Here is a 24157-nt window from a genome sequence, read left to right on the forward strand (position 1 = left end):
TTCTCCCTTTTAGTAAATTCTTTTATCTGGAATAACTCCCCTTACTCCACCACGTGGCTCTTCCATGTCTCCTTTATATCTCGGAATAAGATGAACATGGACATGAAAAATGGTTTGCCCTGCTACTTCACCATTGTTGATTCCGATGTTGTATCCTTCTGGGTTGTGTTCTTTATCTAATAATGCTTTTCCTTCAAATAATAAGGAATCGATTGCTCTTCTTTCTTCTATTGTTAAATCAAAATATTGCTCCACATGTCGTTTAGGTATGACTAGTAAGTGTCCTTTGTTTACTGGGTATATATCGTAAAAGGCAATGGATAAGTCATTTTCTAATACGGGCTCTACATTTGAACAAAATGGACAGTTCAGATTTATCCCCCCTTGTCTATTCATTTCAGGTTCTTGTGCAATAACTTAATTTTACCTCATTCGACAATAATTGTTAATTTTACTTCATCATACGTTTTTAATTATTTGTTTATAAAGCTAGGCTTTTTCCTTAAATATCGACTAAAACTCATTAATTTGAGTTTATTATTCAAAAGACTAATAAAATAAGATGACCCCTGTTTAAAACAGAGATCATCTTATTAAAACTTAATAATTAAACTAAATAGTCTGTTACATCCCTTCTTCTTACTGTATAAAGAAATGTTACTTTTCACTTTATTTTCCAATCACATCAACTAACTCACTCTGAATAATATACCTATGTGGGGCTTTTCCTATAAATTCAAACGGGTAGCAGGTTGAGATGGTGAGGAGTGGCTTTTCTTTTTTTACAATGACGGTTCGATCTTCTTTGTTTGTGATAAAGATTTTTCTGATTTGATAAACGTAAGTACTACCTTCAAACTCAATGGATAATGCATCCCCGATTTTGAGTTCACCCATTTCTTCAAATACAGTATCTCGATGCCCAGATAATAGGATGTGCCCATTTTCATTTGGGAGTACTGTCCATTTGCTTTTATGCATTCCTACACCTGACTTTAGGGTTTCGCTATCCGTTCCTAAGAAGATTGGATACTTATTCTTAATCGTTGGTATATGTAATTCGCCAATTTCTTCACCCATTTGTAAGTGAGGCTTCCCATTACTTTCACTAGTTTTATTAATTTGTATTCCTTCATGATATGTATCCTTGTATCCAAGGTATTGATTCAATTCTTCATCGCTCATTTGATGTATTGCTTGTCTTTGCTGCCACCAATCAACTCCAAAATAAACAAATTGAGCGAATCCTAGAAAGATCATGACTAAACCAATTTTTCTTTGCATGTTATCACCTTCAGTCAAGTAAAGGTAGGCGTTTAGCCTACCTTTCAAACATTTAAGTCGTTATTTATTAGTCGAACTGTTTTTTTCGTAAAAGAAACAATGCACCAATAGCAACAGTCATGATACCTAGTGCCATCATGATTGGATTATTTGTTGCTGTTTCTGGAAGTGTTCCTCCTCCTTGCAGTCCCTCGCCAATTTGAGCTTCACCTTCATTTGTTTCAGTGGCACCTTCATTAGCTTGTTGATCTGCTACGTATTCGTCGTAATCAGCTTGTGATACTTCACATGGTAAACCATCATTGTCTCTGTCAAGATCATGTGGGTCATTTGTTGCACTATAACCGTTACCATACCAAAATTCTATTACCTCTTGCGAATTTGCAAAATCTCCACAGTTCATATCCTGTGCATGTGTTACTTGGAATCCACTAAAAAGAATACCGAAAGATAGAACAGTTAGTGTAATAAATTTTTTAAGCAATTTTTCTTCCTCCTAAACTTTATAATATATGTATTGTCTAGAGACAACCAAAAATAGCTTTTGTAAAAATCTGTATTATATGCACTGTTTTTTCAAACAGAATTTGAAGGCATTACTTGCTTACTTAAAAGGAAAGAATCAAAACATGAGAACGTTCCGATGATTTCCATGAGAGTCAGGCGTACTGAAGCTACTCCTTCTGCTTTTTTCTAGTTTTTAATAGTAATAACAGGAATATGAATTCAAAGGGAGAATGATATAAATGTAATAGGTGAATTTAATCTAGGTGCAACGATTGATGCAATAGAATCGGCAACTGGAATACAAGAGCAAATATTGAAGGCCCCTGCTATATAAGACATAAGTACATTGATTATCAAAGGAATAAATTGAATTGGTAAGGAGGATAAAAAACGTTGGTAAAAATAGTAGCACTACTAGGAGACTATTGGCACGATGCTGATGAGGCCAAGGCTGGTCTAGAAGCAGCAATAGAATGCTTAGGAAACAAGAACGTAACTCTTTACTACATTACGCATGAAGAAGTATCTAAGGTCCTCGATGAAAAGCCAGACTTATTCATCAACGCTAAAATGGATCAATTAAACCCTAAAGATGAACGCGTGTACACTTGGCTAACGGATGAATTGGATAAAAAGATTGTCCATTATGTGGAAGATGGCGGGAATGTTTTAGCATGGCATGCTGGTTCAGCAGGATATGATCCTAATAGCAACTACATACAAATGCTACGCGGATATTTTGACTATCACCCACCAGGACTTCAGGATGTTACATACATGCTAAAGGAAAATGAAAAAAGTGGGGAAAATACTTTTTCCTTTTCCGATGAGCAGTATTTTGTAAAGTGTGATACAGCAAATACAGAAGTTGACCTGTGGAGTACAGGTGTAGATGGCGATTCGATCGCAGGCTGGAAGCATTTCTATGGAAAAGGAAGGGTATGCAGTTTTACTCCAGCTCATACGAAAGATGGGATGTTGAATGAAAACGTCTCAAGATTACTAGCAGAAAAAATTCATTGGATGATATCTAAGATTGATAGGTAAAATTGCGTATCTTAACTTGAACTTGAAGTGCTTTATACTCTTACACAGGAATACAAATGTAATAGATATAGGATTTTTTAAAGATAATAATCTTTGTAGAATGAGTATGATTGTATCTAAAGAAACAGAGGAGCTGCTAAATAATTGCAGCTCCTCTATTAATAGTCTGTTATATTGTAGCTTCTTTATGTATAACTGATTTAATACTCCACTCCAATGGTGAATAGTTCCCATTTGGACGGTTTATGTTGATTCTTTCAGTTAGTGGAGTAGTCCGATTACACATGAAACGAGGAACGCCTGAATGGTTCTGTGAGGCAGCATGATATAAAAACGGGTGGCATAAAATCACATCTCCAGGGTTTCCGGTGGTTTCAATCACCTTAAGCTTGATCCCATTTTCATCAACATACGGATTTTCCATAAATTCCTCGATCCGATTTTTTTCATCATTCGTTGTGTTGTCCTTTTTATTAGAGGCAGTTAGTTCGGAAAACCACGGGTGCTGTTTATTCAGAGTACGGATGCCGTCTTCAAGCTCAATTCCGTCAGGTTGCTTGGAAAGAAATTTGGCTATTACTTTATGTGAACCTTCTGCAACAAGTGTGCCTCCGCCTTGTTTTCCTATTTCAGAGAATAAATTTAAGCAAAGTAGGCCTTGTTCGGGACTGTCAAGATAATGGCGAAAATGAATACCATCCCAATGCCATCCTGTAGTCGGTACATTCCATGGTTTGAGAGCACCTTGAGAAAAATTAACTGGCCACCATCCATAGCCAACCTTCTTATCACTCTCTCCATATACTGTCCTGTCCGCCCAACGCCCCTCCCCGACAAGATCCTCAATGGCATCTGCTAATCTTTTTGTATTACATTTCTGGAATTCATCATGTTCATAGGTTTCATTTAATTGGACCATTTCTTCCGTCCAGGTTGAACGATCATTCCTTTTAATTCCTCGTTTTTCAACATTCTCCCATACAATTTTTTGAGCCTCTAACGCCACTTCTTTAGGAAATGCTTGTTCAACCTTTACCCAACCTAACTCAATGAATTGATTGACTTGCTCTTGATTTAACACCTTATAATTCGTCATAGTACTTCCTCCTTTAAATATGGACAGACCATAAAGAATATATGAAATAACAATAATAAGTTTATCTTTTCTGGCTATTACTTATCTTCCTCCCACTAGTGCGAGGCTTTGACTTTAACAGCTTTACATGGTTGAAGAGCAATCACTAAGGTGTTTCATCCCTCCTTTCAAAATAGATATCGTAAGAAAGGGCTTTCATTCCTTGATGCTAAGATCATGCTGCTTGTTTACTATTTATATATTATAATAGATTTCACTTAGTTTGTCTGTCAAATAAAGTAAGTGTTTTTTTATGATTTTACTCGGTCCGTCCACTAGCTTATTTATTTTTTCAAGAGTGTATAAAACAATCTGATCAGTTATTAACTTAACTTTACTCCTCTTCAACCTCAATCAGGTAGTTTTTTCTCTAAAACCACCGCGTTCTACTTCTTTCTTAGCTCTAATTGATCATAAAATATTTCTTTAACTCTACGTTCGAATATCCACATCCATTTTGAACACAAAATTCAACAATTTCTTTGATATCTTTTTTTATCATTTTGTATCTGAATTTCTGCTTAAGGATAATACTTTATACTTTAAGATCTTTTTGGAGTTTTTTTTCTTTATTGTCCCCCTATCCTAGAACGGGTCGTCAACTAAGTAGATATACTCTCCTTCAGTTCCTCCACTTCCTTTCCATTATATAAATGGTTTGTAAATCACTAATAATCATCTTCCACAATTTGATTTTCCACATATGAGATCAGATGTATCCTCCTCATCCTGTGGCTGAGACAAAGTTATAATAATAATAGGGAAATCATAAACTAAAAAAGACTGTTCGGTGCTCGAACACCAAACAGTCCATACAATAGTTAGGTTCCCATCAAGGGGATCAGCGAATAACTCATCTATCGCCGGGAAAGCTCAAGGGTTGGTTATTTTTTGTCTCTAAAAGATATGATCGACAACACCAAACTTACAAATGCTATCATTAGCATTAACGTTTGAAATACTGTCAACATAAGCATCACCATTAATTATTCGTTGTTAACTCTCTTTTTTAATTCTTCTATTTCTTCAAGTAATGCACAAATCATTTTATCACTTTTTTCAAGTTCCGCATGAAGTGCATTAATTGTTTCTTCTTCCCATTCAAAAGGATTTCCGTTTTTGGGAGTAATGGGTAAATCTTTATATTCATCCCCATCTTCCGTTTCATTTGGCTCGAAATAAATTGCGACTTCGCAACCAGAATGACCTAAAGCTATTCTCTTTCGCAAGCTAACTTTTCCGTACCCAAACCTTCTAGCAGCTATTCCCCCAAAGACACTTGATGTCATATTGCAAAGGTGTGGTGCATCCTGTACAACCTCACCAAATGGACATCCAGTAGCTTTTACAACAACATGGTCAGGGTGTACTTCTGAAATAGTAAAATGACCTCCGATAGAGTTTTTAAGATCAACAATTATCTCAGCATACTGATCGGGAGACCAGCTTAATCCGTTGTTCTCATCATAAAAAGTTTCTATCCATTCCCCTGTACGAATTCCAATTTGACGAATGTATTCTTGCGCAGACTTTCCTATTGTTCTTGAATGTAATTGAGCATATTGTGTAATCAATTTAGATAAAAAAATCACGCCCGTTAATTTAGTTTCCTTGGTCATTTGTACCCCCGGTAAAATAAAATATTGATGTCATAGCAAAGTCAGTTTTACTACTTTTCTTAATCTACATGTAAGGAATGCTTAGTAATTTTTGCTAGGTTGATAATTGCTATTTTATCATATCCTAGCTAACTATTGTTTTGATTCCAAGACAAATGCAACTGTGAATGCTGAAAAAGTAGTATATGCAGCTATCATTGTTTCAGGAAGTACTGGAGGGCAATGGGAATATTTGTATTTTAAACGGTCTATACATCCGGTTTACCTTAATTCTATGAACATATTTTAATTATACATTGTTTCCTTTTTCTGTATTTTAAGGCGAATCAATACAACAGTCTCACTATTTATAATTGCAATGACTTGAATTCCTTTTCAAACATTCATTCATTGGTTATAATAATACTAGATTAATCATAAACTAAAAAAGACTATTCGGTGCTGTAACACCGAACAGTCATACAATAGCAGGTTCCCTTCAAGGGAGTCAGCGCTATAAGGTAAATGACTCACCCTATTGCACTCCAACGCTCAAGGGTGGGTTATTTTTTGTCTCTAAAAGATATGATCGACAACACCAAACTTGCAAATGTAATCATTAGCATTAACGTTTGAAATACTGTCAACATAAGCATCACCCCCTTCCTACCGGGGTAACGCTGACCACCCTTGAGTTGCCTTTCTATTGCCATTATATTATACTATAAAAGGAACATTCGTTCGATAGTGGTGGCTGATTTTTTAAAGTGTGTAATCCTCCTCCCTTTTTTAAGTGTCCTCTACCTAAAACTCCATTATTTCAGCCACAAGTTGGTGGGAGTAGAGTCGGGCGTTGTGGTCATAGATCATTGTGCTGACCATTATCTCATCTGCCTTCGTCTCATCTAAGAAAGATTGCAGCTTTTTCTTTACGTTGTTAGGACTCCCAATGATCGTGGAGCTTAATTGTTTTTCTAGAATTGCCTTTTCATATGGGCTCATGAGCTCATCCAAATTCTCTACTGGTGGTTGTAACTGTGATGGTGTGTTCCTTATCATGTTTAGGAAGCTCTGTTTGATGGAAGTGGCTAGCAATTCGGCTTCCTCATCCGTATCTGCCGCTATCACGTTTACTGCTACCATTGCGTAAGGCTCTTTATAATCCTCCGACGGTTGGAAGTTCTCGTAATACAAATCTAAGGCTGGTAGTGTGTTTTCAGGTGAAAAATGACTGGCGAAAGCGAACGGCATCCCGAGTTGTGCTGATAGTCTTGCACTAAACCCACTAGAGCCTAACAACCAAATAGGAATTTTTGCTCCTTCACCAGGGATTGCTCGTACAGGTCCAGAGCCTTGAAAATAGGCTTGTAGTTGTTCTAATTGTTCTGGGAAATCATCTCCATTGGTGTAGTTTGCTCCACGAAGGGCATGGGCTGTTATTTGGTCCGTTCCCGGCGCACGCCCTAATCCTAAATCAATTCGGCCTGGAAACATCGCTTCGAGGGTTCCAAATTGCTCCGCTACTACCAGTGGCGAATGGTTGGGAAGCATGATTCCACCGGATCCTACCCGTATAGTAGAAGTATGTGCTGCTACATGGCCGATCACCACAGATGTTGCAGAACTTGCTATGCCAGGCATATTATGGTGCTCCGCTAACCAGTACCGTTTATAGCCTAGCTTTTCTGCTAACTGTGCTAACTCTACCGAATGTTGAAAGGATTGGCCAGGCGTCCCCCCTTGCACAATGGATGCAAGATCAAGGACGGAAAAGGATATGTCGTTGATCGATCTTGTCGGTCTCTTTATTGGCATGGAATAACATCTTCTTTCTTTTTAATATACTAGTTGGAATGGCTTGGATGTGTTTTTCTAGTGTAGTATTTATTTATGCGCTTTTGATATAGTAATTCACACCAGGAGTAAAAAGCAACTTATAAGTAACTCAACATAAAAATGCTTACCAAAATCAGTTCCCTTTTATACGATTGGAATCGACAGAAAATAGGCTACTAATATAAGCGGAGAAATTCCTCTTAATAAGGAAATATCACGAAAAATAGATGAAATAGAAGGAAAGATTCCGCTTATTTCATCGAAAAAGAAGAAAATGGTCCATCTTACTTTGCTTAACCGGAAATACTCCGCTTATATCCCAAAAATTGAGTTCCTTTCTACGGTTAACCGGAAAAAATCCGATTATTTAAACGATCGGTTACTACTCAATTAATGGAATTATTTATCCACATCTTAGACATCAACTCTCACCCTCTGGTAGTTTAATATCGTATTAGCACACCAATTGGAATAAAAATGAGCAAGTCAATTTTTCATGCTGTCAAAACTTTTGTCACCATATTAAAAGGGGTTTAATAGACGTTTAGTTACTTCCTTTTTTAAATCATAAAGAAGTTAAACCATTACATGTTAAACTATATAAAAATTGCTAGAATAAAACCAATTCTTTCTATTCATTTCTTTTCAAACATTTATACCTTGGTTATAATAGTAGTAGAGAAAACATAAAATAAAAAAGACTGTTCGGTGCTGTAACACCAAACAGTCCATACAATAGCTAGGTTCCCATCAAGGGGATCAGCGATGTTTGGAAAATAACTCACCTATCGCCTGGAAAGCTCAAGGGTGGGTTATTTTTTGTCTCTAAAAGATATGATCGACAACACCAAACCTGCAAATGCAATCATTAGCATTAATGTTTGAAATACTGTCAACATAAGCATCACCCCCTTTCCATACGGGGTAACGCTGACCACCCTTGAGTTACCTATCTATTGCCATTCTATTATACTATAAAAAAGAACGCGTGTTCGATGTGTATCTTATATTTAAAGCAATGGCTTAGTTTTTTTAGTATGTAGGCCTCATAGTAATCTGCACTCCTTTATCAAATTTGGTTTATACTTTAATTCGAAACTAAGACTAAAAGGAATTTTACAAGTAAGACAGCAAAGAAAATTACATAGACACATGTACCACAATCAGTTGCCGTATAAGCGATTTCCAAATCTTCAAGAATCGCCAGAAATAAGCTACTAAAATAACCGGAAGAATTCCTTTTAATAAGAAAATATTACAAAAAATAGATGAAATAGAAGGAAAGATTCCGCTTATTTCACCGAAAAAGAAGAAAATGGACCATTTTACACTGCTTAACCGGAAAAAATCCGCTTATATCCCCCAAATCGAATTCAATTCTTCGTTTAAACGGAAAAACTCCGTTTAAACGATCCGTTACTCAATTAATTGGTAAGGAATCAAATTCCCCATAAAAAAAGAAGCATGAAATAAAATTCACACGCCTCTTTCTTATAAAACATATACAGACATACTTAACAACGCTTTCAAACAACGATAAATTGTTCAATCTATTAAACTAAACCTTCCAATCACTTAATTTCCCAACAAGCTCCACCAACGCACAATCCGTCATCGAAGATAGCCGATAATCAACCTCAGGAAATGTTAAATGCATCGTGGTGTCATTTGGAACAATGACACATGTTAAGCCTGCTCGTTTTGCGGCGAGAGAGCCGTTAGCGGAATCTTCGAAAGCAATGCAAACTTCAGGTTCAACACCCAGCTTTTTAGCTGCTAACAAGTAAAGCTCTGGATGGGGCTTCACTTCAGCCACATCGTCAGACGTCATGATACATTCAAAATAATGTAGTAAGCCTAACCGATCTAAATGGCTCGAAACCCATTTATAATCAGAGCTGGATGCAAGACCGATTTTTAAGTTCATGGCTTGTGCTTCCTTCAGGAAATCCTCAACACCCGGTCGTACCTTTAATGTATTCAACCTTGCTTCCAGCTTTTCTTTATTCATTTTTTTAAGTTGTTCTCGATCAATTTGTTCGATTTTCTTTTCTAAAAGATCGTATATCGAGACATTAGATTTTGTTCCAATATTTTGTATCCATGTCATAAATGGAAATTCTACGTTATGTGACTCAAACATTTCTTTATAAATCGTTGTATGAACTGATTCGGTATCAAAAATCAACCCATCAAAGTCAAAAACAACTGCTTTATACATGGAATCATTTCCTCTACGTATATTTTTACCCCATTTAGTAATCTGTTTCTAGTCGTAGCTTCACCCGATCTGCGATTAAATGGTAGTTTGAGTAATGAACAGGGATTGATTTTTCATTATAAATGATTTTATCTACTAAAATGATGGGGGTCATTCTATTAACCTCTAAATGCTTTTGAACCTCTTCTGTTGGATGAACAAATTCAAGATCCTTACAAACCTTACTAAAATTTATTCCATACTCATCGTTTATAATCCTAAAAGTTGAACTTTCTGCTGTAATTTTGGTTTCTATTTCAGGATAAAGTTCTGTTGGAAAGTAGGCATAATCCAAGCTTAATATTTGATTATTTCGATAAACTTTTCTTACTAGTTCAATGTACTCGTCAAACTGATTATTAAATTTATTATTTATATGGGGTGTACCCTTTATTTTCTCCATTGAAAGTATATCTTTTGTAATAAATTCACTTTTTGTTGTCAAGCCTTCGGTGTATCCTTGAAAATGTAAAAGGTGAATTTCTTTACGAAATGTATTCACAAATGTACCTTTTCCTCGAATAATCTGAAGAACACCTTCGTCTACTAATTCTTTTATGGCACGACGGATCGATATTCTACTAGCTTGAAAAATTTCACATAATTCAGCTTCAGTAGGAATTTGGTCTCCCTGATTTAGTCGATTATTTTCTATAAATTGTTTAATTCCCGTCATGATTTCTTCATATAAATAATTCTGAATTGAATCGCGGTTACTCATTAAGCTCGCTCCTATATGTTTAACGTTACCATTCATTATACAATAACCTTTAAGTACGTTAAACTTTTTGCATTTCTTTCGGGTAACCGAATCCACCGTATTCCTGACAAGTTCTTTCTGCGGATCTTGTTCCTTTCTCGATGGCAGCTTCTATGTGATCACCATTCATATAAGCAGTTAAAAAGCCTGCGATCAAGCTATCACCTGCACCCATTGTGTCCACCACATCAATTTTCTTCAACTTTTGCTCATACATCTCGCCGTTTTTAATAAAAATTGCTGGTTTACCCCCTCTCGTCAAACCAATGATCTCAAACTGAAAAGAACGTAAATCGCTTATAAAGCGCTCAAAATTTTCTTCTGAGAGCTCAGCAGCTGAGAAAAAAGCATACGAAATATACGGAGCAATCGATTCAATATATGGTAGGTCCTTTCTATTAGAAAAATCATACGACACTTTTGATACTTGCGATAATTTAGCTAATTCACTTTCCATGGAGGAATAGCAGCTCACATGGCTTAAATCAAAGGTTTTGATATAATCCAGCTCTTCTTGAATGAGCTGAATTTTAAATTTATGCTGTACGGTATTTTTAGGTCCTCCTACAAATACACGGTCATTGTCTTCTGTTAATGTCACTTGCGGCTGTCCAGTTATACCAATGACGTCGCGTGAATATAGATAATCAATCCCTTCTTGACTAAGTACATTCTTGATATGACAAGCTTGTTCATCGTTCCCAAAGATCCCAATATACGAAACTTCATTCGCTCCATTACGCTTGGCATTTACTGCTACATTGACACAATTACCTCCAGGATAATAGTTCTTTTGATCCAAATAGCAGTCCACTACGTTATCACCAATTGTGATTAATTTCATCAAGCATCATCCTTTCACAGAGCCTTCTGCAAGACCTCTAACCAAGTATTTTTGTAAAAATATAAGTAAAATAATCATTGGTACTGTTGCGATGACCATTCCTGATAGCAATACTCCCCAGTCTGTCCGAAGAGCATCTCGAAAGACCATTAAACCTGATGGAATCGTTTTTAATTCACTTGAATTAATGAAAACGGTTGCAAATAAGAATTCATTCCAAGCGAAATAGGCGGTTAAAATAACAGATGTAACGACTATAGGTAGTGAAATCGGCAAATAAATACGCCAAAAAATGCCGAATTCCGTACAGCCATCCATCAACGCAGATTCCGATAACTCTTTAGGTACAGTTAAAAAGAAAGCACGAATTAAGATAATCGTTAAAGGTAATCGATAAGCTACATAGGTCAAAATAAGTGCCCAATGTGTATCAATCAAGTTTGTGATTGTTAAAATTTCAAATAAAGGAATTAAAGCAACCTGTGGATTCATCATTAACCCACCAATTGTAAAAAGGAGTGCTGCGTCAATCCAGCGATTTTTATACCGTGATAAGACGAACGCAGCCATTGCTCCTACTAGGACGGTAAGAATAATCGTAGATGCTGTGACATATACACTATTGAAAAAATAGCTTGAAATGCCTTTGGACCAGGCAAGGGAATAGTTTTCAAATTTCCATTCCGTTGGCAAAGCCCAAACATTACTGTAAATTTCCTGATAGCTTTTAAATGATGAAATAAACATCCAAAATAGTGGATATAGAATGATAATAGCAAAGCTTAACAAACCGAGAAAGACGATATTTTTGGTGATGAGTGTTTGAACTGGAATTTTTGTTTTATTTGTAGGAACGGCACTAGGGATTGTGGACTTCTTCATATTCGTTTTGATCATGTGTTTCAATCCTCCTTCCCTGTTTTCGATACTTTGATTTGAATAAGCGCAAATATTGCTGATAATAAGAAGATTAGTGATGCTAATGCTGATGCATAGCCCATGTCATCTTTAAAGAAGCCTGTTTGATACATGTGAACGGCTAATGTCATGGAACTGTTTCCTGGACCACCATTTGTGAGAATATAAGGTTCGTTAAATACTAGAATAGAACCAGTCACAGTAACTAATAAGTTAACAAAAGTAGCTTCCTTCACCTGTGGAACTGTTACACTAAAGAATCTTCGTATTTTTCCAGCACCATCGATCTCTGCAGCTTCATATAGATCCTTGGGAATTTTCTGAATGGAAACGATAAACAACATCGTAATGAGCCCAATACTTTGCCATTGAGACATAGCGATCACACTATAGATGGCCGTTGTTGAATTACCTAACCAAGGCTTGGCCAACTGCTCTAATCCTATAAGCTCAAGGAAACTATTTAATAATCCAATTTGCGGATTATAGACAAATCCAAATAATAAGGCAATAACTGAGATTGAAATCATAACTGGCATAAAATAAATCACTCGGAAGACGTGCGCAAATCGTCTAAACAACTTATCCTCTAAAATAGCGGCTAGCACCAATGCAAAGAACACTTGAAGTAACACGGAAATGATGGCATATTTAACATTATTGACCAATGCAATGATAGCTACTTCATCAACAAATAATTGTTTGAATTTAGTCAAACCAACAAACTCTTTTGATTGAGAAAAGACACTAAACTCAAAAAAACTATTATAGAAGTTTTGAATAAGTGGTATGTAAATAAACAGTCCTAAAAATAAAAGTGTTGGTAACATGAATAAGATTGGAGTTATTTTTACCTTTTTTACCTTCATTACAATCCCCCACCTTTCTTTTGAAGAATTGCCCTAACTTTTGCTTTCTTAGTTAGGGCAATTCTACTTTTTATTGGTTACGTAATGTAGCGGCTGCTTCCTGTACTTTTGTCATAATCTCTTCTGGTGTTGTTTGATTCGTTGCTAATTCTTGACCACCTCGCATGAAAATATCAGCAATTGTGATATCAACCGCATTATCAAACCAAGGAGTCGCATCTGATGCGTCTAGTATAACTTGATAGGCTTCTAGACTTGTTGGGTTTGATGTTTCTTCTGTAACGCCACCTTTAATAGCGTTCAACTGACCATCTGCTTTCGTAAATTCCTTAGCCGTTTCCTCTGATGTTAGGAATTTCAAGAACTCTACGGCTTCAGGTGGAGCATTTTTACTTAACATCCAGCCTTCTGGTGCACCTGTAAGTGATTTTGGTCTTCCATCTCCATCTTCAATTTCCGGAAAATTAAAGAACCCAAACTCCACATCACCAGCATCTTGTACATATCCAACCTCGGCAAATTGCATATATAATACTGGGACCTCACCAGCAGCAAACATATTTCGAGCTGCTTCATGATCAATAGCCGTTGACACATCACCCATGTAAGTGGTTAACTCTTTAAAGATTTCTAGACCACGAATATATCCTGGATCTGTATATTCACCAGTCTCCACATTATAATCTTTAAGAAGAACATCATTAGCTATGACTCTATCAAAAATAGTGCCCATGTAATGAGAAATGGCCCAACCATTTGTTAACCCTTCTACTAATGGAGTTTCATAGCCAGCTTCCTTCAGTTGATCTAACGCATTGATCAGTTCATCATATGACCCTGGTACCTCTATATTATTTTCTTCAAAAATTTGTTTGTTATAAAAGAAAGCTTTACCGTCAACTGTAAACGGTATTCCATACGTCACATCATCAAACGTAAATCCAGCATATTGAGACTCGATAATATTACCTGACCATTCTGTATCCTCCGCGATCATATCATTTAGCTCCATAATACGTCCGGAGCTTACTAGATTTGCAGCAAACGTGTCTGACCATGAGGTGAAAACATCGGGAAGATCATCATTTGAGACTAGGACTTTAATTTTTTCTTTATAAGAATCATTTAAAACAGAATCAACATTAATTTTTACATTAGGATGCTGCTTTTCAAATTCTGCAATTTTTTCATCATAAAATGATTTTCTAGGTTCATTTGGCCATCTATGAAAGAAATCAATTACTACTGAATCACCATCAGATGTTTCGCCATTGCTTTCATTGGAGGAAGAACATGCTGCTAAAAACATAGAACTGGCTAAAATAATAACTAAAAAGCATAGGTACTTTTTCATTACATTATTTCCCCCTTGTAACCAATTTTCAGACTATTAATATTCCATTTTCCACATATATCTTCTTACTGATAAAGGATGTCCAGTATGTTCAGCTAATCCATCAGCGTATAAGCGTAAAACAGGACCCGCTAGTGCTGAACCAAAATACTCTTTCAGGTCTTCGTCCACTCCACTATAATCAAACTCTTTCACATTCACGACTTCAACTTTTTCGCTATATTTCGTTACAAAATCAAGAGCACGTTGATCAAGCGGTGTGCTTGGTCCCTCTCCAACTACGACTAAAAATGGGACATCAAAATCAGTTACTTCAAATGGTCCATGGAAATATTCTCCTGAATGAATAGCATTTGAATGAATCCACAGCATTTCCATTAACAAGCAGCTTGTGAAGGAATAAGCATGATGGATATATGCTCCACTTGCCATTGTGTAAATCACCTTATCACGCTTATATTTCTTGCCAAATGCATCTGCTACATCCTTATATTTTGCTTGGTTGCTTTCGATTAACTCTCCTAGCTTAGATAATTGTTCCTCACCACGGAGAAACTTCTCTTCCCCAGTAAATTGATTTAGTAATTTAAAGAGTAATGTGTAGTATACTCCAATCTCACCATCAATCGCATCAGAGCCATCTTTATAATTGTAATGAACTGTATATTCTGCTTCTTGACAAAGAGGAGATTCAACATCCATTGAAATCGCAACAGTTAAGGCACCCTTTTCTCTTGCATATGTAGCAGCTTTGACTGTTTCAGGAGTTGTACCGGAATGAGATCTTACTATCACAAGACTGTTTTCACCCAATGCTTTCGGTGCACGATGAATAAATTCATTTGAAGTATAAACAAAGCTTGGCATGTCAGTATCCTTGGTCACAAAATAATCCCCTAGAGAAAGCGCTGCCATTGAACCGCCACATGCAACAAAGAAAATGTTTTTAATATCCTTTCCTTTTACAGCCTCGATCACGTTTTGAATTTGTACCACATGTTCTTGTTTCATAAATTTACCTCTCCCCTCAAATTTTAACTTAGGTAGGTAGTGAATGAATTACTTATCATTTAACCTCTAAGTTTTTGTTATGATGTCATATAACATCATCTATAAGGTTATAGTACATCATATGATGTCATAGGTCAACACTCTATTTTAAATTTTCTAATAATTAATAGAGAAAACCCTTCCTTAACCATTTAGGTGCTTTGCCCACAACTCTTCACCACCAGATTTAAATGTAAATAATCCAGATTTAACCTAAATTTAAACTATGTCATGTAACATTGAATTTAATAACTTATGTTTTATTTAGACAAAACAAGAAAGTTGAGGAGAAAAAATGACATTATTAAAAAACGGCATTTCGCTTATAGCAGTCATTTCTTTTACTGTTTTCATTTCAGGATGTGGAAAAGGTGAGCCTATAGATAACGCGGAAGAATATATTTCAACAGTAGATACAATGGACATTCCAGATGACGTGGAAGTCATTGGATTAGGAGAAGCAACACATGGGAATGTTGAATTTCAGGAGTTAAAGCAACAGGTTTTTGAAACTGTGGTGAAAAGGGAAAATGTTCGCGTCTTTGTTCTAGAAGGTGATTTCGGAGGAGGTCAGCAGATTAACAATTATATTTTAAATGGAGAAGGTTCTGCAGAAGCTGCTGTTAACAGCCTTGATTATAGTATTTATAAAACAGAACAAATGGTTGATCTTGTTGAGTGGATGCATGAATATAACAAATCGGTTAATGACGATGAGAAAATTCGTTTTTATGGAAATGATATGCAGCGCTATGACTTAAGTAAAAAGGGACTTCTAGATTATTTTGCTGTTGTAGATAAGGAAGCTGCTAATCAATATAGTGATCAACTGAAACATGTATCAAACGAAACGATGCGCGATTTAACAACAGAACAGTTAGAAAAAGTAGATGAAACGATTGATGACATTCTTCAGGATTTACAATCGAATGAAGCTAAATACTTGGAACATTCGTCTTCTGACGAGTTTGCGTTTGCTACTGCATATGCACAAAATATGAAGCAACGTACACAGCTGTTTTTAACTGAAGAAAACTACACACACCTTCGCGATCAATATTTAGCTGAAAATTTACAATGGATTATGGGATATGAAAAGGAACGAGGAAATGAAAAAGTATTCTTCTCAGGACATAATGGCCATGTTGAGAAAACGTCTGCCTCACCTGCTGGCTATAAATCTATGGGGAATTATCTAGATGAGGTATTTGGAACAAAGTATTTTGCAATAGGCACTGACTTTATCAACAGCAAATTTCAGGCAAAGAACGGTGGTTCTGGCAACCGTAAAATGTTCACCGTAAAAAATCATAATGATTTAGTTGACGCATTTAGTGAAATTGAGCAAAATAATTTTTACGTTGATTTTGATAAGAGTCTAGAATCGGATGAATTGTCGGAGATTATTTCAAGTGAGCAAAAAATGGCCAATATTGGTGATGACTTTCAGACATGGTATAAGGTTTTAAAGATGTTTTATACGATTGAAATGGTGCCGGATCAGGCTTACGATGGTGTGATCATTGTAAAGGACGCATCACCAACTGAAGTGATGGAATGAAACTGAAAAACAGAGGGACGGTTCTTATGTATTAAACATAAAATCGTCCCCTGTCTTTATATCTTGCGTATCCGCCAAAAAGTTACTTTACTATTTGCATAAAATCTACGTCCAACAAACTAGAACTTTCTGACAGTCCTATTGTGTGTACCCCTTTTTCAAGCTTTACTGTTGTAAAGGCGGTACCCCAGGAATTTTTACTTGTTGGCGAATAGGTTAACTCTGAAACTTGTTTGCCATCCATTACTATCTTTTGAGTAGCTGCTACGTTTGCTTGATGTTGATAGATTACCTTTAATTGATATGTTCCTGCTTCTTTAATATCGATTCGGTACTCAATTGCGCTATTTTCGCGATCAAATGTAACTTTTTGCTTATTAGCAGCATCTAATGTGTTTTTTACTGTTACGTTACGAAGCGCTGCAAGCTCTGCCTCATATCGATATTCTGGCTGTTTCGGTACGAGTTCTATGAAATCTAATTCAGTGAATGAAATGCCTTTTGACATTCTTATTTTATTTTGTTGTTGAGTTAGCTTTATTTCTTTTTCAGTAAAATACCAAGTATCCCACCCATAACTGTTGTAAACAACTTCACCAGCATTTTCCCCATTCACGGACACATAGTGTGAGGTCTGCTGGCCCATGCCATTTGCATATCTTATTTTTAATGTATAGTCTCCAGTTGGAACATCTACGTCAAATTCTACAAAGCTATCTTGAAAATCAATATAACCAACCTTTTTACCATTAGAGGCTGATGTATTATTTACGATTCTTGCACGGTTAACCGTTGCATCCTCTGCTTCAAACTTATAAGCTACTGGAAGCGCAGGTGTTAATGTTCCTGCTTGTTCACCAGCTGGCACCGCTTGCCATGCTCCGGTTGCGACAGGAGTTCCAAAATTTGGTGTTCCGTCCTTATTCCATGAAAATTTTTGCATTCTTACATTTCGATTCCAACCAGAACCCTCGAATTTCGCTGCATGATAGATGATCCAATCTTCTGTACCATCTGGTGATGTAAAGAAGCCATTATGTCCTGGTCCAAACACACCTACATGAGGATCTTTTACAAATATTGGTTCAGGATTCTTTTCCCATGCATCGGGGTCAAGTGGGTCTGAACCTGTTAGAGTCAACAATCCTAGCTTATAATCGTCTGTCCAGCTACCACTGGCAGAATAAATCAAAAATAGCTGTCCAGTAGGATTTCTTATAAATTGTGGTCCTTCGTTCACGTGTGGTTCTCCAATTTTTTCCCATTTATATTCAGGGCGTGAGAGTTCGACTCTTTCTCCACTTACGGTCCAAGGATTTGTCATTGGGGCAATATAAAGATCTTGACGAACATTTACATCTCCTTCCCATCCTGACCATGAAAAATAGTACTGTCCATTATGCTGTAGGATTGTTCCATCAATTGCCCACTTGTCTGACGGTGTCGTGATTTTCCCATAAGTTTTACCTTCAGGATAGGAATATTCACTTAAGGGATCAGCCGTTTCTGATTGAATCACATGCATGCGTTGTTTTCCCATGTCTCCATCAGATGCTGCAAAGTAGATATACCATTTGCCTTCTATGAAATGCATCTCAGGTGCCCAGATGTGTGAATCATTCGGTGTATCAGGCTCTGGGATCCAAACGACCTTACTTTCTGCGTTTTGCAAACCAGAAACTGTCTTTGATTTCCAAACCGTAATGTTATTTCCAGTTGTATGTGTGTAGTAATAATACCCGTCTGTATGCCTTACAATCCATGGATCTGCCCCATTTCCTATTACAGGGTTTTCAAAAACTTGTGTTGCTACTTCTTCATAGTAGAACGTAATATGACCAATGTCTGGTTGTTTTCCACCGCCATTTTTTGGTGCATGCAAGCCGTTATCCATTGTATCCTCCTGATTATACTGATAGAGATTTCCATTTTTTCCACCTTTAACAAATACATATTTAATGCCAAGATTAGATTGCCAGTTGAATGTTTTAGAATCACTAAAATTGATTGTTATTTTTCCATTATGATAGGAACCGCTTTTCGCTTTGTTATTATCTAACTCAAGCTTAAAATGCTTTAGTTGCTTTATATTCTCTGGAAGGGCTTTGTCATTCCCCTCCATAGTGATAGGTTCTGAGGAAGCGAGAACGCTAGGTTCTTTCACAGGATTTACAAAGGTAATAACTAGTAAGCCAATAATGAACCAAGAGCATATTTTCTTCAAGGGCATATTCCTCCTTGGATTTTGGTCAATAGTGACGAAGAGATTGATCGTTTTCTTAGAAAATACTTCATTCTTTGTTTTTTCTGCGTTAACATCTAGAAACTAGAGTTCATTACCAGTCCATGACGTAACATTCTGGTTGTAGGTTTTCTTTAAATGACTTTGGGAACTCTCTATTTGTTTAACTGTTATGATTTTAATAAAGTAAGTAATGATAATTAATAGAGTTATTGTAAAAAGTAGTCCCTTCCACGGACCAATGATCACCATTTCGAGCACATTGGCTAATGAGAAAATAAAAATGTTGCTTATTAAGAGATAGAAAAGGACATTTTCACCCATTATTCTGAGGATACCTACCCCACTTCCCCATTTGACCAACAATTTCGTCATTACATAATAGACATAGAGAAAGAAGCTTGGACCCATAATCCAAAATACACTTGGTGGAAATCTTCCGGGTAGCGCTCCTCCGTTAACAACTAAATAATAGACAAATAAACATGTTCCTAGTGTTGCGATAAAGAAATGTTTCCACTTAAACCTGATCTGATACCTAGCGAAATACATTCCGATTAAGTAATATGGCAAATATTGAATGACTGGAAATACTGGAAAACGATCCGTACCAATTAACAACCCTAAATAAGGTGAAGACACTTGATGATAATCAATCCAGGTTGTTGCTAGAAGCAAGATCGAAGTGCCCCAAATGATGATTGGCTGATTCGCTATCCACGAGAAGAAAGGAAATAAAACAAGCCCGATGATGATGATAAGTGTAAAGGATACTAAAAACTCCGACCAGCCTGGTATCACTTTTAACAAGATAATTGGCATGATCGTTTCTGTGCTTAGCGGTAGATTTCCAACATATAGTTGAAAAGCCACACCAGATACATAAAACGCAATAAGCGTTTTTAATCCTGTTATCAGCATTTTTTTATACGACATGCTAAACGATTTGCTGTAATAAGCAAGTTGATTAACGTATCCAAAACATAAAACAAATCCTGAAAAGGTGATTAAATTAAAAAACTGGGTTATGAAATGGATAGATGGAAAAATGGAAGCATCGCTAAAAAACTGTAAAACATGTGTATAGATCATGCCAATAACTAGTAACCCCTTAAAATAGTCAATTGAGTGGTCCCTGATCTTCCTTATTTCCATCACTTCCCTATTCTAAATGATACTTTTCTAGCTTAGATATTGATTTATTTTTTGCTAATGCCAAAAATCCTGCTGATAAGAACATGATTGATCCTAAAATATCCATTACAAAATAAGAGGCTAACCCTAGAAGAATAAACCAAATAGGCTTTTTCATTTCAATTTGATCATCTCTTAATGTTTTTGATAACCAGATATTAAGAATTCCTAAAACAACAAACATCATTCCAAACGTAACAGAGAACATATATAAGCTACCAAAAACTGATTCTAATGCTTCTAGCTTTGCAACTGAATTATATGAAGCTTTTAGGCCCTCACTTTTTATATAAGATGCATAAAGAAAAATGGTAAGAAGACCTGAAATGATTTGCCATATCGCACCGATCAAGATCAACCTTCTTTCTAGCTTTCTATTCATCATATAACCTCCAAAAAAGAAAAACTTCTTTCATTACCCTTTGACCCCAGATGATAAGGAGAGTGATTCCATAAAGTATTTTTGTGTAAATAAATAAAGGATAAATGTAGGTACGATTGCAATAAGTGCGCCAGTTAAAGAATGAGCAACCTCAAGTGCGTACATTCCCTGAAGCAATTGTAATCCAGGGGTAATTGGCATCATTTCCACATCATTAAACACAATAGAGGGCCATAGGAAGTCATTCCATGCTCCTGTAAATGTAAACAGAGCAACAACCGTTAATACTGGTCTAATAAGGGGTAATATTAGCTTAATGAAAATTTGAAAATCAGACGCACCATCAACGCGTGCGGATTCATCAAAGTCTATTGGAATTCCTAACATGAACTGTCTTACAAGGAAGATATTAAATACCCCTGCTGCACCTGGAACAATTGCAGCAAAATAGGTATTTACCCAGCCTAGTGTATCAACTATTTTATATAGGGGGATTAAATTCACAACCGCCGGAAACATCATCGTCGCCATTAAAAAGAGAAAGATCGCATCTCTTCCCTTGAATTTCATTCTTGCATATCCATAACCTGCTAATGAAACGAGCACTAATACTAAAATCGTTTGTGAAATGGAGATAATGAGTGAATTCATAAACCACTTAGCTACAGGAGCACTTGTATTGGCAAAAAGAACATCCTGATAGTTACCAATAACCCAATTAATAGGCAATATCGTAAATGCGTTTGATTGGATATCAGCTTCACTTTTGAATGTAGAGAAAAGTGTGTACCCTAGAGGTACAATCCATATAAAAGCCATAACAAACAAAAAGAGTAATGAGATAGATTTAGAAAGCTTTTTTTTCTCCATCGAAAAGCACCTCCTAGTCACGTTGTCTTAAAAAGAAAAATTGAATGGCCGAAACAATCATAATACAAATTCCTAATATAACAGCCATTGCTGACCCAATACCTGCTATTGAGATTCCAGATCCAAATGCGTTTTCTTGAATATACATTAATAGAACGGTTGTGGAGCTTGTTGGTCCACCTTTTGTAAGCATGAGTGGCTGTCCATATACATTAAATTGTGCAATCGTCGTAATAACAACTGTATATAATAACTGGGCCCTAATACTAGGAAGTGTGATTCTAAAAAACTTTTGAACACTATTTGCCCCATCAATTGACGCAGCTTCATATAAATCCTTTGAGATACCATTTAGTGCAGCTTGATAGATAATCATATTTGCCCCAATTGTCCACCAAACAGTTACCGTTACTAAAGTCATCCAGGCATAAGGCTGTGTTGCGAGTAAGTTTGTATCTATTTTTAGATAATGATTGATTGGTCCAAATGAAGCACTATACAACATAGAAAAAATGATCATAACTGCCGAAACTGAAAATAATGTTGGCATGTAAAATAATGCTTGAAAGAACTTTAATCCTTTAGGTTTGGTATTAAGACCCGCAGCTAAAAGCAACGGAACAATAATACAAGCTGGTACTGTAAAGAGAACAAATTTAAATGTATTTCCTAAGCCTATGCGTAGCTGTTCATAAAAGGTTGATTCCGTATTAAGTAAGATTTCCTGATAGTTTGCCAAGCCAATAAATTCTGGCTCACCGATGAGATCCCAATTGGTAAAGGAAATGTAGATACCGTATATGGTTGGAAATAAGAAAAAAACGGCGAATAATAGAAGATGTGGGCCAATATACAGAAATGGAGATAAATTTACTCTTCTTTTATTCGATTTACTCCCTATATTAGGAGACAGATTTACATCATTGTTTGTACCTGTTTTTATCATAGTATTAACTCCTATTCTTTCGTTATCGAATAGAGTGAGAATTCCTTAAAGCTTCTTAAGGAATTCTCATTGGTTTATTGGAAAAACATGAAAGAGAGTTATTTTTTATTATTGGCTGATATTTTATCCTCCACTGCCTTTTGCGCTTTTTGTAGTCCTTCTTCAATCTCTAATTTACCAAATATAGCATCACCAACTAATTTATCAACCTCTTCGGCTACAAAACCGTTATATTTGTAATCAAAGATTTTAAGAGACTCTTGTAGCTCAGGATCCTGTACAAGGAAGGAATGTGGTAATTCCTTGAACTCTGGATTTTCTAGAGTCGATAGTGCAGCTGGATTTTGCCCTGCCTTAGCCCAAGGAAGTGAATTTTCTCTAATATAATTAAGGAAATCGATCATACCTTTTGTCTTTTCTTCAGGTCGTTTTTCGTCCTGGAACATGACAAATTGGTGGGAAGACGTCCAGTTCACAATTTTGTCAGGTGATATTTGAGGGAAGCTTGTTAATCCCCAATCTAATGTTGTTACTTCATTTAAACTATTTTGCATCCATATACCCTCTGGATAGAAAATAGCTTTATTTGATTTAAATAATTGACCAGGATCTTCTCCATCTTTGTTTGTGATCTTATCATCAACTAAGCCTTTTAATAAATCTAGTGCTTCTTTAGCTTCTGGAGTATTTAAAGTCGGTGCTTCACCATCACTAGTAATATCTCCTCCAAGCTGATTGTAAATGGATAAGAACATAGGTCGAGTCCATGTAATTCCCATCCCTACAACGCCGTCTTTCGAAGAAACCTTTGCCGCTTCTCTAATTTCATCAAATGTAACAACACCATCATCAAGTACATTTGGTGCATACTTTTCAAGTAACTCTTTGTTATAGTACATAACAAAGCTATGAACATCTAAAGGAATACTATATCGACTACCATCAATATTCCCAATATCCCAGCCCGCAGGTACATAATTCGCTTCACTTATATCTGGATAATCAGCTAATAGATCATCATAGGTTGCTAGCATATCATTATCAACAAATTGCTTAATTCTCTCGGCATGCACGATTGTTAGATCAGGAATACCTTTACCAGAGTTTACAACAGTTGGGATTTTTGCATACATATCATCCGCAGTGATGGACACATTCTTAACCTTAAAATCTGGATTTGTTTTGTTATATTCGTTCACAATTTTTTGCATATCTTCACCGTCTGGACCAGTAAATGGATTCCAAAAAACAATTTCATTTTTCGCTGAACCAGAGCTTGAGGAACTACTACAACCAGATAATGCCATAACAAATACTAAAAGTATTGAAAACATTAACGCTGCTTTTTTCTTCATTTTTTCTCCCCCTGAACATATAGTTTAAATTACTATAAACAAAACGATTTCGTTGCCTCCTTTCCAGATAAAGCGTTTACATTTCTGTTTTCACGACCATTCTTAGAAGGGTATATATAAATCCCTTAACTGAAATCAAGTAAGT

At 36.1% G+C, this 24157-nt stretch carries 24 protein-coding genes; 2 read left to right on the forward strand and 22 right to left on the reverse strand.

The features are described 5' to 3' along the window. Window positions 1–9: 9 nt before the first annotated feature. The 3 genes from LPC09_RS12455 to LPC09_RS12465 all read right to left on the reverse strand — a co-directional run bounded on the left by LPC09_RS12455 (window position 10) and on the right by LPC09_RS12465 (window position 1768). Window positions 10–396, reverse strand: coding sequence for an HIT family protein (locus tag LPC09_RS12455; RefSeq protein ID WP_231309635.1), 387 nt, complete (start codon window positions 394–396; stop codon window positions 10–12). Between the two features lie 273 nt (window positions 397–669). After that, entirely contained in the window at window positions 670–1284 is a 615-nt protein-coding gene (locus LPC09_RS12460; RefSeq protein WP_231309636.1) for a class D sortase, read from the reverse strand. A 67-nt stretch (window positions 1285–1351) separates the two neighbouring features. Beyond that, complete coding sequence (locus tag LPC09_RS12465; RefSeq protein ID WP_231309637.1) at window positions 1352–1768, reverse strand: LPXTG cell wall anchor domain-containing protein; 417 nt, start codon at window positions 1766–1768, stop codon at window positions 1352–1354. Window positions 1769–2184: 416 nt separating this feature from the next. Here LPC09_RS12465 and LPC09_RS12470 point away from each other — a divergent pair, with 416 nt between their 5' ends. Then, window positions 2185–2838 carry a ThuA domain-containing protein gene (locus LPC09_RS12470; RefSeq protein WP_231309638.1) on the forward strand — a complete coding sequence of 218 codons (654 nt, stop codon included), beginning with the start codon at window positions 2185–2187 and terminating at the stop codon, window positions 2836–2838. Between the two features lie 169 nt (window positions 2839–3007). On the opposite strand, the gene LPC09_RS12475 is transcribed toward LPC09_RS12470, so the two are convergent. The 13 genes from LPC09_RS12475 to LPC09_RS12520 form a co-directional block, all read right to left on the reverse strand. Further along, entirely contained in the window at window positions 3008–3934 is a 927-nt protein-coding gene (locus LPC09_RS12475; RefSeq protein ID WP_231309639.1) for a phytanoyl-CoA dioxygenase family protein, read from the reverse strand. Between the two features lie 923 nt (window positions 3935–4857). Next, window positions 4858–4956 (reverse strand): putative holin-like toxin, encoded by a 99-nt coding sequence (locus LPC09_RS27615; protein WP_442920024.1) that lies wholly within the window; start codon window positions 4954–4956, stop codon window positions 4858–4860. 3 nt (window positions 4957–4959) lie between these two features. Continuing rightward, window positions 4960–5592 (reverse strand): methanogen output domain 1-containing protein, encoded by a 633-nt coding sequence (locus LPC09_RS12480; protein ID WP_231309640.1) that lies wholly within the window; start codon window positions 5590–5592, stop codon window positions 4960–4962. Window positions 5593–6134: 542 nt separating this feature from the next. Then, entirely contained in the window at window positions 6135–6284 is a 150-nt protein-coding gene (locus LPC09_RS27620) for a putative holin-like toxin (RefSeq protein ID WP_442920025.1), read from the reverse strand. Window positions 6285–6375: 91 nt separating this feature from the next. Then, window positions 6376–7386 carry an LLM class flavin-dependent oxidoreductase gene (locus LPC09_RS12485; protein ID WP_231309641.1) on the reverse strand — a complete coding sequence of 337 codons (1011 nt, stop codon included), beginning with the start codon at window positions 7384–7386 and terminating at the stop codon, window positions 6376–6378. Window positions 7387–8219: 833 nt separating this feature from the next. Then, window positions 8220–8312 (reverse strand): putative holin-like toxin, encoded by a 93-nt coding sequence (locus LPC09_RS27625; RefSeq protein ID WP_442920026.1) that lies wholly within the window; start codon window positions 8310–8312, stop codon window positions 8220–8222. A 653-nt stretch (window positions 8313–8965) separates the two neighbouring features. Continuing rightward, the gene (locus tag LPC09_RS12490) at window positions 8966–9628 is read right to left on the reverse strand and encodes an HAD family hydrolase (protein WP_231309642.1); all 663 of its coding nucleotides are present in this window, start codon (window positions 9626–9628) and stop codon (window positions 8966–8968) included. Window positions 9629–9662: 34 nt separating this feature from the next. After that, complete coding sequence (locus LPC09_RS12495) at window positions 9663–10388, reverse strand: GntR family transcriptional regulator (RefSeq protein ID WP_231309643.1); 726 nt, start codon at window positions 10386–10388, stop codon at window positions 9663–9665. Window positions 10389–10446: 58 nt separating this feature from the next. Further along, window positions 10447–11271, reverse strand: coding sequence for a PfkB family carbohydrate kinase (locus tag LPC09_RS12500; RefSeq protein ID WP_231309644.1), 825 nt, complete (start codon window positions 11269–11271; stop codon window positions 10447–10449). Window positions 11272–11277: 6 nt separating this feature from the next. After that, on the reverse strand, window positions 11278–12168 hold the full coding sequence (locus tag LPC09_RS12505; RefSeq protein WP_231309645.1) for a carbohydrate ABC transporter permease: 891 nt from the start codon (window positions 12166–12168) through the stop codon (window positions 11278–11280). A gap of 5 nt (window positions 12169–12173) precedes the next feature. Further along, entirely contained in the window at window positions 12174–13058 is an 885-nt protein-coding gene (locus LPC09_RS12510) for a carbohydrate ABC transporter permease (RefSeq protein ID WP_231309646.1), read from the reverse strand. 70 nt (window positions 13059–13128) lie between these two features. Further along, window positions 13129–14412: an ABC transporter substrate-binding protein gene (locus LPC09_RS12515; protein WP_231309647.1), complete on the reverse strand. Its 1284-nt coding sequence runs from the start codon at window positions 14410–14412 to the stop codon at window positions 13129–13131. A gap of 36 nt (window positions 14413–14448) precedes the next feature. After that, window positions 14449–15423: an SIS domain-containing protein gene (locus LPC09_RS12520; protein WP_231309648.1), complete on the reverse strand. Its 975-nt coding sequence runs from the start codon at window positions 15421–15423 to the stop codon at window positions 14449–14451. 334 nt (window positions 15424–15757) lie between these two features. On the opposite strand from LPC09_RS12520, the gene LPC09_RS12525 reads away from it, so the two are divergent. Next, window positions 15758–17023 carry an erythromycin esterase family protein gene (locus LPC09_RS12525; RefSeq protein ID WP_231309649.1) on the forward strand — a complete coding sequence of 422 codons (1266 nt, stop codon included), beginning with the start codon at window positions 15758–15760 and terminating at the stop codon, window positions 17021–17023. A gap of 82 nt (window positions 17024–17105) precedes the next feature. Here the strand turns inward: LPC09_RS12525 and LPC09_RS12530 are convergent, their stop codons facing one another. The 6 genes from LPC09_RS12530 to LPC09_RS12555 all read right to left on the reverse strand — a co-directional run bounded on the left by LPC09_RS12530 (window position 17106) and on the right by LPC09_RS12555 (window position 24012). Beyond that, complete coding sequence (locus LPC09_RS12530) at window positions 17106–19247, reverse strand: family 43 glycosylhydrolase (RefSeq protein WP_231309650.1); 2142 nt, start codon at window positions 19245–19247, stop codon at window positions 17106–17108. A 102-nt stretch (window positions 19248–19349) separates the two neighbouring features. Continuing rightward, window positions 19350–20420 (reverse strand): acyltransferase, encoded by a 1071-nt coding sequence (locus LPC09_RS12535; RefSeq protein ID WP_231309651.1) that lies wholly within the window; start codon window positions 20418–20420, stop codon window positions 19350–19352. 7 nt (window positions 20421–20427) lie between these two features. Next, window positions 20428–20841, reverse strand: coding sequence for a DUF4064 domain-containing protein (locus tag LPC09_RS12540; RefSeq protein WP_231309652.1), 414 nt, complete (start codon window positions 20839–20841; stop codon window positions 20428–20430). A 33-nt stretch (window positions 20842–20874) separates the two neighbouring features. Next, the gene (locus tag LPC09_RS12545) at window positions 20875–21711 is read right to left on the reverse strand and encodes a carbohydrate ABC transporter permease (RefSeq protein ID WP_231309653.1); all 837 of its coding nucleotides are present in this window, start codon (window positions 21709–21711) and stop codon (window positions 20875–20877) included. A gap of 13 nt (window positions 21712–21724) precedes the next feature. Further along, window positions 21725–22657, reverse strand: coding sequence for a carbohydrate ABC transporter permease (locus tag LPC09_RS12550; protein WP_231309654.1), 933 nt, complete (start codon window positions 22655–22657; stop codon window positions 21725–21727). A 98-nt stretch (window positions 22658–22755) separates the two neighbouring features. Then, the gene (locus tag LPC09_RS12555; protein WP_231309655.1) at window positions 22756–24012 is read right to left on the reverse strand and encodes an extracellular solute-binding protein; all 1257 of its coding nucleotides are present in this window, start codon (window positions 24010–24012) and stop codon (window positions 22756–22758) included. Window positions 24013–24157: the final 145 nt, after the last annotated feature.

It is taken from the genome of Metabacillus sp. B2-18, from assembly GCF_021117275.1.
In the GTDB taxonomy this organism is placed as follows: Bacteria; Bacillota; Bacilli; order Bacillales; family Bacillaceae; genus Metabacillus.

Coding starts and splice junctions, on each gene's coding strand:
- LPC09_RS12495 (WP_231309643.1), bottom strand. CDS start 10,388: ATGAGTAACCGCGATTCAATTCAGAATTATTTATATGAAGAAATCATG.
- LPC09_RS12500 (WP_231309644.1), bottom strand. CDS start 11,271: ATGAAATTAATCACAATTGGTGATAACGTAGTGGACTGCTATTTGGAT.
- LPC09_RS27625 (WP_442920026.1), bottom strand. CDS start 8,312: ATGCTTATGTTGACAGTATTTCAAACATTAATGCTAATGATTGCATTT.
- LPC09_RS12555 (WP_231309655.1), bottom strand. CDS start 24,012: ATGAAGAAAAAAGCAGCGTTAATGTTTTCAATACTTTTAGTATTTGTT.
- LPC09_RS12525 (WP_231309649.1), top strand. CDS start 15,758: ATGACATTATTAAAAAACGGCATTTCGCTTATAGCAGTCATTTCTTTT.
- LPC09_RS12455 (WP_231309635.1), bottom strand. CDS start 396: ATGAATAGACAAGGGGGGATAAATCTGAACTGTCCATTTTGTTCAAAT.
- LPC09_RS12485 (WP_231309641.1), bottom strand. CDS start 7,386: ATGCCAATAAAGAGACCGACAAGATCGATCAACGACATATCCTTTTCC.
- LPC09_RS12550 (WP_231309654.1), bottom strand. CDS start 22,657: ATGATAAAAACAGGTACAAACAATGATGTAAATCTGTCTCCTAATATA.
- LPC09_RS12475 (WP_231309639.1), bottom strand. CDS start 3,934: ATGACGAATTATAAGGTGTTAAATCAAGAGCAAGTCAATCAATTCATT.
- LPC09_RS27615 (WP_442920024.1), bottom strand. CDS start 4,956: ATGGTGATGCTTATGTTGACAGTATTTCAAACGTTAATGCTAATGATA.
- LPC09_RS12520 (WP_231309648.1), bottom strand. CDS start 15,423: ATGAAACAAGAACATGTGGTACAAATTCAAAACGTGATCGAGGCTGTA.
- LPC09_RS12545 (WP_231309653.1), bottom strand. CDS start 21,711: ATGGAGAAAAAAAAGCTTTCTAAATCTATCTCATTACTCTTTTTGTTT.
- LPC09_RS12510 (WP_231309646.1), bottom strand. CDS start 13,058: ATGAAGGTAAAAAAGGTAAAAATAACTCCAATCTTATTCATGTTACCA.
- LPC09_RS12480 (WP_231309640.1), bottom strand. CDS start 5,592: ATGACCAAGGAAACTAAATTAACGGGCGTGATTTTTTTATCTAAATTG.
- LPC09_RS27620 (WP_442920025.1), bottom strand. CDS start 6,284: ATGGCAATAGAAAGGCAACTCAAGGGTGGTCAGCGTTACCCCGGTAGG.
- LPC09_RS12490 (WP_231309642.1), bottom strand. CDS start 9,628: ATGTATAAAGCAGTTGTTTTTGACTTTGATGGGTTGATTTTTGATACC.
- LPC09_RS12535 (WP_231309651.1), bottom strand. CDS start 20,420: ATGGAAATAAGGAAGATCAGGGACCACTCAATTGACTATTTTAAGGGG.
- LPC09_RS12505 (WP_231309645.1), bottom strand. CDS start 12,168: ATGATCAAAACGAATATGAAGAAGTCCACAATCCCTAGTGCCGTTCCT.
- LPC09_RS12460 (WP_231309636.1), bottom strand. CDS start 1,284: ATGCAAAGAAAAATTGGTTTAGTCATGATCTTTCTAGGATTCGCTCAA.
- LPC09_RS12515 (WP_231309647.1), bottom strand. CDS start 14,412: ATGAAAAAGTACCTATGCTTTTTAGTTATTATTTTAGCCAGTTCTATG.
- LPC09_RS12540 (WP_231309652.1), bottom strand. CDS start 20,841: ATGAATAGAAAGCTAGAAAGAAGGTTGATCTTGATCGGTGCGATATGG.